Raw genomic sequence first — 379 nt, 5'->3', positions numbered from 1 at the left:
CGCTAAACTGACGGGTTCGATACTCTATTGGAGACCGGGATGTCGCCCAGGGATCTGCTGCTCGCGCTGGTCGTCGTGATCGCGTGGGGCGTCAATTTCGTTGTCATCAAGGTGGGTTTGCATGGCGTGCCTCCCATGTTGCTCGGCGCACTGCGCTTCACGCTTGCCGCGCTGCCGGCGGTGTTCTTCGTCAGGCGCCCGCAGTTGCCGTGGCGCTGGCTTCTCGCCTACGGCCTGACCATTTCGCTCGGACAGTTCGCGTTCCTGTTCTCCGCCATGTATGTGGGCATGCCGGCGGGGCTCGCTTCGCTGGTGTTGCAGGCGCAGGCTTTCTTCACGCTGATCTTCGCCGCGTTGTTTCTGCATGAGCGCTTTCGTT

1 protein-coding gene is annotated in these 379 nt (G+C 62.0%); it reads left to right on the top strand.

Annotated features, from left to right (window positions below):
* Window positions 1–27 precede the first annotated feature (27 nt).
* The coding region (locus EN859_RS35780) for an EamA family transporter (RefSeq protein WP_210237761.1) at window positions 28–379 on the top strand (352 nt) is incomplete at its 3' end.

It is taken from the genome of Mesorhizobium sp. M00.F.Ca.ET.216.01.1.1 (assembly GCF_004010325.2).
In the GTDB taxonomy this organism is placed as follows: Bacteria; Pseudomonadota; Alphaproteobacteria; order Rhizobiales; family Rhizobiaceae; genus Mesorhizobium.
This window is presented reverse-complemented; position numbering and strand designations above follow the sequence as displayed.